Source organism: Streptomyces sparsus (genome assembly GCF_054776295.1).
This window is the reverse complement of sequence record NZ_BAAHCA010001107.1, coordinates 1-1,453: the sequence shown is the minus strand read 5'-3', so window position 1 is coordinate 1,453 and position 1,453 is coordinate 1. Positions and strand designations below refer to the sequence as shown.

General features: G+C 76.0%; 1 protein-coding gene. It reads left to right on the top strand.

The genetic code is table 11. The features are described 5' to 3' along the window. Positions 1–1,453 (top strand): polyketide synthase dehydratase domain-containing protein (locus ACYVE9_RS26660; RefSeq protein WP_461030460.1); only part of this gene is annotated, 1,453 nt, incomplete at both ends.

The window sequence follows — 1,453 nt, the reverse complement described above, 5'->3', positions numbered from 1 at the left end:
CGCCGAGCGCGTCGCCTACGCACCGCCGCGCATGGCGGTGGTCTACAACGTCACCGGCCGGCCGGCCGAGCCCGGCGAGCTGGAGTCGGCCGAGTACTGGGTGCGGCACGTGCGCGAGGCGGTCCGCTTCGCGCACGGCGTGCGGGCGCTGGCCGGAGCCGGCGTCACCCGCTTCCTGGAGATCGGCCCCGACGGCACCCTGACGGCGATGGCCGGCGCCTCCCTGGCGGACTCCGAGGACGCCGACGACGCGGGAACCCTGCTCGTGCCCGCCCTGCGCAAGGACCGGGACGAGCCCGGGGCCCTGCTGGACGCCCTCGCCCGGGTCTACACCCAGGGCGTCGACGTCGACTGGGCCCGGGTGTTCGACGGCACCGGAGCCCGCACGGGTGAACTGCCCACCTACCCCTTCCAACGCCGCCGGTTCTGGCCCCGTCCGCCCGCCCTGCTCGGCGACGTGGCCTCCGCGGGCCTGGGCTCCGCCGAGCACCCGCTGCTGGGCGCGGCCGTGCAGCTCGCCGGGGACGACACCTGCGTCCTCACCGGCCGGCTCGGCCTCGGCCACCACGGCTGGCTCAGGGACCACGCCCTCACCAGCACCGCGCTGTTCCCGGCCACCGGCTTCCTCGACCTGGCCCTGCACGCCGGGTCCCGCGTCGGCTGCGAACAGGTCGGCGAACTGACCATTCTCGCGCCGCTCACCCTGCCCGAACGCGGCGGTGTCCAGGTCCAGGTCCGCGTCGAGTCGCCCGACGCCTCCGGCGCCCGGAAGCTGACGGTGCACGGCCGCCGCGAGCACGCCGACCCGGAGACCCCCTGGACGTTGCACGTCAGCGGCCTGCTCACGCCCGCCGACGAGCCCGCCGCGACGCCGTACGACTTCACCGTCTGGCCGCCGGAGAACGCCCAGCCGGTCTCCCTGGACGGCTTCTACGAGCGGTTCGCCGACCGCGGCCACCTCTACGGCCCGCTGTTCCAGGGCCTGTCCGCGGTCTGGACCCGGGGCGATGAGGTCTTCGCCGAGGTGGAGCTGCCCGGCGACGCCGACCCGGCGCCGGAGGCGTTCGACCTGCACCCGGCGCTGCTGGACGCCGCGCTGCACGCCGTGATGTTCGTGCCGATGAAGGACGCCGGACGGCTGCCCTTCTCCTGGACCGACGTCCGCCTGGAGGCCGTCGGCGCCTCCGCCCTGCGCGTGCGCATGGTCCAGGAGGGCCCGGAGGCCGTGGGCCTGTCGCTCGCCGACCCGGCCGGCCGGCCGGTCGCCTCGATCGGCTCGCTCGTGCTGCGCGAACTCACCGGTGACCTCCAGGGTTCTACCGTCGGAGCCCCCGACCGGCAGGGACTGTACGAGCTGGACTGGACGGCCCCGGCCGCCCGCACCGCGCCCGACCCCGCGGCCGTCTGGACCGTGGTGGGCGAAGACACCGCCCGCGCCCTCGCCGACGTGGTC